Raw genomic sequence first — 8,080 nt, forward strand, 5'->3', positions numbered from 1 at the left:
CCCCCTTATTTGGCAACCTTAAGTATAAAACCACTCTTAGTAGGTGTCCAAATTCATTAGGGGGCTAAATAGAAACCTTATTAATACAAAACTTTACTTAAGCCAAATAGCCTTAGTCGCATCCACTACTCTACATTTTTCATCAAGATATGCATATTTTCTCTCCCACTCGCTTTTTCTCCAAGCCTCTTGATTTGCAAACGATGATTTAATTGGTTTTGGGTACTCATCCTTTGACCAGCCGTCTTCAATATGGTTTAACTTAGGGTCATTATCATCGTAATACTTATACCAAACAGTAATCATTTTTAACATTATTGCCCCCTGCTTCTCTTTAAAATCGTAGTTTTATTGATTTATAATATCCATTATTTCTTCTTTAAGGGTATAGTACTGTACCCGATCATTAATATTGAATATTTCGAGTATTTTATTTGCATTCTTTTGCATCTGTTCTAGTTGAAATGTGTACGCATCTTTTTCAGCAACTTGTCCAAAATAAGTTTCTAAGTTACCGTCAATTTTAGTAATACCAATTTCATCATCAAACAACTTGTGTTCGATCTGCCATCCATGGCGAATTTCATGATATATATTACCTATGAGTCCTAGCACCTCATTAGCATCAGTTTCGAGATTCTTATAAATGAACAGGAATATTTTAATCCTCTTTTTTTCACCTAAAGTTATACCGCTTACCACTTCGCTACCATTTAATATCTGCTCGTAGGTTTCCTCTGATAAATCAGGTTTGTTTTTCCTTTCATACTCTAGCCTGTTAGCAGATATATATGGGTCTATAGTGAAATTCAATTTTTTATATTCAGTATCAAGTAAATCAATACATTTATTTATTCTAATCTTTAATTTTTGATTAATATTATTTCTTATCTTCACATAAACTCTCCTTTATTCAGTTTTCGAAATTTTATTCGAATTCCAAAAATCCTAATCTTACCAATCCATTTTTTAAATACTTGTGTAAGGGACGCTTAGTTGCTATAAAATATGCATCATCATCTTTGTTATTTGGATTGTCACCTAATGAATTTCTCATTGACATAAAACTGTCGAGTGCTGAATTATAAACGTCTCCATTAAGTTCTCGTCCAATATACATTATAGTTTGAATTGTTTTTAAGTCCTCAAATTCTATACGCCCTAATAATCTATATAACTCAACCTCTTTTTCTTTGTAATCTTGGGTGCTTTTTTCTCTTTCTTCTGAAATCATAATAACATTTTTAATTAACGGAAGTTTGTCATCTAAAAGACTATATATAGTTATTGTCATGCTTAATTCCCCTTTGCTTCAAAAGTAATAAAACATTCAATAAAAATCGTGATCCTTTCCAACGATTTTACCCTCAGCAACAGGTTTAATTACGATCACTTGTGGAATATCAACAGCTTGTTCAGTTCAATATCTCTGGATAGTTTCCTGATAGTGGTCTTTCTTTCGGTTAAAATGGGTTTCAAATTTTATTTAATAAGTGTTCTCACTTCCAATCTATATTGTTTTTTTAGTCTAAAAGACTAAAATTCAAATCATTGATAATTGCGTTAACCGTAACTGAATTACTTCCTGAATCACAAAAATTCTTAATATCTGTCCACAAAGGCCATCCATCAACTGTTTCTAAAGAAGATATATAATCACCATCCAACACTTCAACTTCATCAATAAAATAATATTTATTTAACATTTTATAGTGATGATAAAATTCATTTTGGGTCAGTCCAGCTACACGGCGAACTTCTTCGACTGAAAACACGGCATTCTCAGACCTCTCTATCATTATAGAAAAGACACTGCGTGTGTCTGGCACCAATTTCTTTAATTTGTCTGCTTCATTATTAACTATAATGACCATTTCTCTTAATTCTTCTTCATTATTGCCCCACTGTAAAATGTTATTTGCCGCCTCTAGGGATTGGCAAAAGTTGATAGTCTGCTTTTCTGTAAGATCCTCTATAGAACTTTCTAGTTTTGATACGGCATCTGCAAATTTTTTCTCATGATTTTTTTCATTTCTTGAAGTTTTTCAACTGGATATTTATCAACATTGTTAGTTATTTTGTGATGATCAAGACACAACATCATTAAATTGTCAAAATCTCTTCTCTCCTCATTGGTTTGATTCGGATTGAACCTTTCGCCTCCTGGCATTGCTGCTTCAATATGACAAATCTCTCCCAATAATTCTCCATCAGAACTTATTATCATCTTTTTACAACCTTCAAACGCGCATTGGTTTCCAGACGTTAAATATAGCCTCCTTTTAGTTTCTGTGGTCGGTTCAAGTCTCTTTACTTTTTCATACATCCTGTATTCCCCTTTCCTTACTATAATTAGTTTTATTAGCAATCCTCTGGTGAAGGTATTTACCCGTCATTTTTAGTTAAAATCGAAATTTTAAACCGATGCACCTTGTTAGAAGAATGATTTTATTTAATATTTTGCAGCTAACATTTTATTATCTTGCGTTTGATCCCAATAAGGATGGTTGAAAAATTCACCCCATAAGGTATTGGCTAATTCGCAAGTGCAACTTTCTTTAAAAAGGTCGTCCAATTTGGTCACATAGATGAATAATCTTTTGTACAAATTTTCCACCTTAACTTCCTCTTCTTTTTTACGAATTAAGCTTTGACCTTGATTTAAAGGATTTAAAATTTCTTTGTTTCTCTTTAAACGCTCTATGATGTTTCGCATCACTATATAAAATGCCTCATCAATTCGATCCACTGCTCTATAGTTTTCAACTGCCAAAATGGTTAGGATTATTCCACCAGGCATTCTCCAGTGCCTTCTGGATTTGCAGAACATTTTGAGTAATTTCACAATAATCCTTAATTGACCACCTGACTCCTCATTTTTTAAATGGAACCACTCTACAATTTTTCTCGGTTCCCAAAACCTCCACTTACTACCACCATGTTCATAAATGTAATCAGCGTCACTTAAATTCAGTTTATACCTTCTGTAAACAGCAAGATCTACATGCGAGCCATCTCTATAAACACATCTGATACAATTTGTATGGCAATCAATATGTGTCTCTGATTGATTAACAAAGGGTCTTAGCATTGAAAGTAATGCCTTCTTTGCTTTAACAGGACTTTTATCGATTTCATCTTTATCGAAAACGAGTGAAATGTCTATATCATTCTTTGAGAATAATCCATTCACAGTGGTTTCCATTGCAATACTGCCCTGTACAAATGGTTCTTCCAGAAGCTTATAAGATGAATTATTCATACTGTTGAAATACTCAATGCCTTTTTGCAAATTCAAAATTTCTTTTTCCATTTTCTTAATGAGACAAGTTTTCTCATATTCATTTGCTTCAACATTTTGTTTAACAAATTTTAAAAATGACAGATTCATATTAAACAAAATGAATTACCCCACTATTCTAATAAAAGTACGATTTTATGTAGACCTAGAAAACTTGTAATTCCTTCCTATGTTTGTAACTTTAGTATACCATTTTCATCCTGAGTAATCGATATGGCTATTGTCTTTTTGGAATATCAACAATTCCTGCAGCTCGATCTTTAGATATGTACAGACGTTACTAACAGCTCGGATACCGATCCATTTCGTCATTGTAAAGCTTTCTGACGGTCGGATACTCATGATCAATATCTCTTGGATAGCTTACGTATACTGATCTTTCTTTCATCTATTATGGGCTTTAAATTTTTAGTCAATCAAAGCACCGCACTTTAATAATTGAATATCGACGATTGGACTATGAAAAAAGCCAAGGTTTCCTTGACCTTTATCTACTATTTAACAGTAGTGAAACAGATTTCTAATTATCTCCATCCCATTGATAGGGTTCACCTATGGGACTGTACAGAATATCAATATCTATAAACTTCTTATGGTTCCCTTTAGGGTATTTAACTAAAATTAAATCCCACTTTCTAGGTACAAAGTCAACATCGTACCTCCAAAATTTTATTTCTTTGTTCTCTTCATTTACAATTCCATTAGCTTTTTTTCCATAGACCTCTAATTGTTCATTAGGAACATAGTATGCAGTATACTTATATTCTTGTTGTCCATTTCTATTCCCGACTTCTCGGTTGGATAGTCTATATGCGATAGAATCATATTCTTGATATTCCTCATTTTCTTCACTTTGATTGTTGTGCTCATTTTTTTCTGAATTAACTTTGTTATTAGATTGACCTAAATCATCATTTACGACTTCTTCTTGTATGTAAGAGTTAGCTGTGTAGTCTTCATGATCCTTGCTAAAATATACAATTAATATAATTCCAATTACACCAAGCAAAAAAATCGATACCTTTTTCATAATCCCGCCTACCTAATCAAAATATTTAATCTTTTCAGAACCTTAATCTGACTTTAATCAAGATCAAAAGAACAGTAGACTGAGTTATCTTCTTCATGTTTGATATATGTATTGCCTTTCAAGAAATAACGTAACCCTGTAGCAGCTTTTAGAATAGATATACTTAGCTCTCGCACATGTGATATTATGTCTCGATCATCTTGTTTAAATCCAGATGCAGAATATCTAACATGAATTTCAAATGATGAATCTTCGAATTTGAAGCTTATTATTTCCATCGCATTGCTCCTCTCTTTTCCTTAATTATACAACCGTCAGAATCTATTTAAAACTGCTGTTTTATTCAGAATTGACACTAATCAAAATATCCAAAAGGAAGGCTTTCTTTTAATAAAGACAGGTGAACTGCGATCACTTCTGAATCTTTTTCTTTTGAGCCTTCCAAAAGTTCAAGTGAGACGCTATTTAATACACCATTTACTTTCTTTAATTCAATCTCCATCTAATCTTCCTCACTATCTCTATTGTACAACCTATAATCACCTTCGCCATCTTCATGTTCAACGTCCCTTGATTCACATTTTTTGCAAATAAGATTCCCTTCATTGAAAATATTGTCTAACCCTGCATAATTAACATCATAGATTTTCCCGTTTCTCGCTCCACCTGTTGTATCAATAAGTTGTTTCGCCGTCACTGATACCTCAAGATAGAAAAAACGTTTGTTGCCGCAATCATTACATTTAGCCATTATTTAACGCCTCCTTATCCTGTCTAAGCTTCCGAATAGTCTCATTCTGTCTTTCTATAACATTTTCGTAATAGCAGAGTCTTTCTAAAGCTTGTATAGGATTTTTCTTAATCCACCTCAATCTTTCAATGAGCAGTCTCAGACTTAATTTATCCATTGAAATCATTTGATCACCCTCTCTATGTATAAAATTGTTGTTTTATTTAGTAGCCATAACAAAAAAAGCGTCCTAACTTTAGTTGTCGGTACGCTTTCTTTCATATAACAATATTCTAAGTTATTCGTATTTTCAAACTATATCTTCTGAAGTTGCTGACTCTTTCTTAAAATAAGCTTCTTACTGATCAAAAACTAAGAGCTGTATGCATTCAACAATTTCACTCCATAACCATGCATCCATTGTTTGCAATGTAAATCCATCGGGTAGCTGCTTCATTTTCACATTTACATTGAACCTTTTGCCGGTTGTTTTATGTACAACAGCTAGTTCTTCACCATTAAAGAAACGTACAATGGCCTCATCAAATTCAATAGGTTGATTAACCACATAACCTTCCTTTCTGCAGCTTATTTAAGTTCCTCACCGTCCATCTAAATGATTTATCTATGACGAGTTTCTTCTATTATATATGCCCATCTAAAATAACCCTTTCATATATTCAGCCTTTGCTCTAGGTTATTAGATATTATGATTGAATAAGATCGTTATTGATATTCGTTAAGTTGTATAAAAATAAGTCTTCGATTCATTTTTTGCTGTTACGATAACGATTAACGATTAATAATATTCAGCCTTATACACCCTCTTAATTATTCATTTTTTTAATTTCGCCCTTGATTTTCATTCAAATTTGTGAATCAGCCGAAAAAATCTCAAAATCCAATATTTGTTACTGAAAAGCAGGTATAAGACTTATTATATAGGGATTTAACTACCAATATGTGGGGGTATATTAACATCCAAATACTCAAAAGCAAGAACAAATGTACCCACAGCACTTCCATTTCCACACCCTATCCAAATTTTCATTTTCCTAATTCCACATCAAAATTACCCTTTTTCACATCGTAATCGCTATCGTAAAAGCCTATAGTATCAACGTTTTTCCTTATTGAAATTTTCCCTTTTTTATCAATATCTCCTGAAAACAACCACTTTCCCCTACTCCCGCTTATGTTTTACGATCGTTTACCTCCTATTCACTAATTAAAGTATCAAAATCTTTATGTTTACTGTCTTTTTTAATTGTTTATAAATTTTTACGATACGCATGTTACAGATATACTATATGACTTGACTGTATTTGGTGACGACTTAACAGAGAAATTTAATGCCCTTCTAACTTTTAACTGCAATGGGAATTGTGGTTGACCCAACAACTCAAGGTATTTCTGATAGTGAACAAGCAATGGATTATGATAAACCCCCTCCCCTTCTCTTAATTGAGGAGGGTATTTTTTTCGTAATGAAAAAATTGCAGAAAACATTACATCCTTTTACAATTTTTTCAATGACTATGTTATGATTGTTTTCGAGAGATTTTTGAAATTTTCAGAAAGAGGGGTTTGGATGAGTAAGATCGCTTCAGAAGTTGTCGCTACTACACTGAATGACTGGTACATTGCTATAAAAAAGCAAAAGGTTGATGAGTCAATAAAATATTATTCAGAGATAAAGAAACTTTTTGATGAAATGGAAGAAGATCAAGAAGTTCTTGCGTATTATAGTCTATTAGAAGAAAGACATAAAATGTTGCTGCATTCCTCACGAGGAGAGCCTTTGCAAAAGCATACCTATTTTACTGAAGACAATCAAAACTTCATTAAAAAAACAAATGATAAATTAGAATACAACTTTTATTTATTTGAAGCAATGTATGAGGCATACAACAAAAACTACGATCGAGCAATTAACTTATATGGATTAGCTGAAAAAAAGCTTGCAGAAATTCCAGATGAAATTGAAGCAGCTGAATTTTACTCTAAAGTCTCTTACTTATACACTCTTGTTAAACAAAGCATTGTGGCACAACATTATATAAAAAATGCAATTTCAATATATAAGCGACACCCTGATTACAAATGCAAACTAGCTACATCAACAATGATTGCAGCAGCAAACTATGCTGATATGAATCGATTTGAGGAAGCAGAACAATATTACTTAGAAGCAATTGATATTGCAAAAGAAACAAAAGATGAATTTTTAAAAGCTCAATTATTTCACAATCTCAGCATCGTTTATTCTGATTGGAATAAACCTGATAAATGCATCGAATCTCTTGAAAAAGCAATAGGAAATGAATCTTGGTTACATTCAATTTATTATATAAATTCTTTATTCATGATGATTAAAGAACTCTTTAAAATTGACGAAAAAATGAAAGCCATTAATTTTTACAATAAAGCACAGGAAAGACTCATAGTAATGGAGAATAAAGTATACGAAGCCAAAATTAGCATCTTATACAACCTTTATTGTGGTGAATTAAAAAATAATTTCAATAATTGTATTAGTAATATTGAGTTTTTAAAGCAACAAAATGAACTTGAAAGTGTAGATGAATTGTCCTACATAGCTGCAAAAAGTTTTGAATCAATAGGTGCTTTTGAAGAAGCAACGCGCTTTTTCAATGCGAAAATTTGGGCTGAACAGAAAATGAATCAGGTGGAGGGAATCTTATGAAAAAACTTGTGCTTTGCGTATCTATTTTAGCTGTGATTTTAAGTGGAGTAGCTTTAACGCAATTGAGTACAGATTCACCATCTAACATCCAGGTAGCTGAAAGGCCTGTCGGAGGTTAAAAAAGGTTGATTAATTAATTTAGCCCTACTCATACATTTGAGTGGGCTTTTATTTTATGATTTATGTCCACCAGTCAACCCAGCTCTGTGAAGCGCTGTACCTGCAAACGTAACTGAGCGGGTTAACCCCCTAATTTTGGACACATACTACTCTTAGCTCATTATTTCATAGAATTGCTCTTTATTTTAGGTG

Annotated in this window: 13 protein-coding genes; 3 read left to right on the forward strand and 10 right to left on the reverse strand. The window is 32.4% G+C overall.

Features of this window, described 5'->3' with window-relative positions:
* Positions 1–93: 93 nt before the first annotated feature.
* The 10 genes from V9L20_RS27060 to V9L20_RS27105 form a co-directional block, all read right to left on the reverse strand.
* Positions 94–315 carry a hypothetical protein gene (locus V9L20_RS27060; protein ID WP_202412126.1) on the reverse strand — a complete coding sequence of 74 codons (222 nt, stop codon included), beginning with the start codon at positions 313–315 and terminating at the stop codon, positions 94–96.
* A 33-nt stretch (positions 316–348) separates the two neighbouring features.
* Positions 349–897: a hypothetical protein gene (locus V9L20_RS27065; RefSeq protein WP_337298894.1), complete on the reverse strand. Its 549-nt coding sequence runs from the start codon at positions 895–897 to the stop codon at positions 349–351.
* A gap of 31 nt (positions 898–928) precedes the next feature.
* Positions 929–1,294, reverse strand: coding sequence for a DUF3775 domain-containing protein (locus tag V9L20_RS27070; protein ID WP_029727203.1), 366 nt, complete (start codon positions 1,292–1,294; stop codon positions 929–931).
* A gap of 229 nt (positions 1,295–1,523) precedes the next feature.
* Positions 1,524–1,874 carry a hypothetical protein gene (locus V9L20_RS27075; protein WP_337298895.1) on the reverse strand — a complete coding sequence of 117 codons (351 nt, stop codon included), beginning with the start codon at positions 1,872–1,874 and terminating at the stop codon, positions 1,524–1,526.
* A 110-nt stretch (positions 1,875–1,984) separates the two neighbouring features.
* Positions 1,985–2,326: a hypothetical protein gene (locus V9L20_RS27080; protein WP_337298896.1), complete on the reverse strand. Its 342-nt coding sequence runs from the start codon at positions 2,324–2,326 to the stop codon at positions 1,985–1,987.
* Between the two features lie 126 nt (positions 2,327–2,452).
* Positions 2,453–3,391 (reverse strand): cyclic GMP-AMP synthase DncV-like nucleotidyltransferase, encoded by a 939-nt coding sequence (locus V9L20_RS27085; protein WP_154230817.1) that lies wholly within the window; start codon positions 3,389–3,391, stop codon positions 2,453–2,455.
* A 430-nt stretch (positions 3,392–3,821) separates the two neighbouring features.
* Positions 3,822–4,331, reverse strand: a complete 510-nt coding sequence (locus tag V9L20_RS27090; RefSeq protein WP_029727200.1) for a hypothetical protein — start codon at positions 4,329–4,331, stop codon at positions 3,822–3,824.
* A gap of 355 nt (positions 4,332–4,686) precedes the next feature.
* Positions 4,687–4,833 (reverse strand): hypothetical protein, encoded by a 147-nt coding sequence (locus tag V9L20_RS27095; protein WP_164972541.1) that lies wholly within the window; start codon positions 4,831–4,833, stop codon positions 4,687–4,689.
* On the reverse strand, positions 4,834–5,028 hold the full coding sequence (locus V9L20_RS27100; RefSeq protein WP_337298897.1) for a hypothetical protein: 195 nt from the start codon (positions 5,026–5,028) through the stop codon (positions 4,834–4,836). It lies immediately after the preceding gene.
* A 391-nt stretch (positions 5,029–5,419) separates the two neighbouring features.
* Positions 5,420–5,629 (reverse strand): hypothetical protein, encoded by a 210-nt coding sequence (locus tag V9L20_RS27105; protein WP_337298898.1) that lies wholly within the window; start codon positions 5,627–5,629, stop codon positions 5,420–5,422.
* An 808-nt stretch (positions 5,630–6,437) separates the two neighbouring features.
* On the opposite strand from V9L20_RS27105, the gene V9L20_RS27345 reads away from it, so the two are divergent.
* Genes V9L20_RS27345 through phrK form a run of 3 tightly spaced genes read left to right on the forward strand, consistent with a single transcriptional unit; the run spans position 6,438 to position 7,887 of the window.
* A complete protein-coding gene (locus V9L20_RS27345) occupies positions 6,438–6,608 on the forward strand; it encodes a phage holin (protein ID WP_250634977.1) in 171 nt (56 codons plus the stop codon).
* 44 nt (positions 6,609–6,652) lie between these two features.
* On the forward strand, positions 6,653–7,768 hold the full coding sequence (gene rapK, locus V9L20_RS27110) for a response regulator aspartate phosphatase RapK (RefSeq protein WP_129137677.1): 1,116 nt from the start codon (positions 6,653–6,655) through the stop codon (positions 7,766–7,768).
* On the forward strand, positions 7,765–7,887 hold the full coding sequence (gene phrK, locus V9L20_RS27115; protein WP_004399440.1) for a phosphatase RapK inhibitor PhrK: 123 nt from the start codon (positions 7,765–7,767) through the stop codon (positions 7,885–7,887). Before rapK ends, phrK begins: the two co-directional genes overlap by 4 nt.
* The last annotated feature ends 193 nt before the right edge of the window (positions 7,888–8,080 follow it).

Origin of the sequence: Variovorax sp. CCNWLW225 (genome assembly GCF_037204045.1) — a bacterium.
Taxonomy (GTDB): Bacteria; Pseudomonadota; Gammaproteobacteria; order Burkholderiales; family Burkholderiaceae_C; genus Variovorax.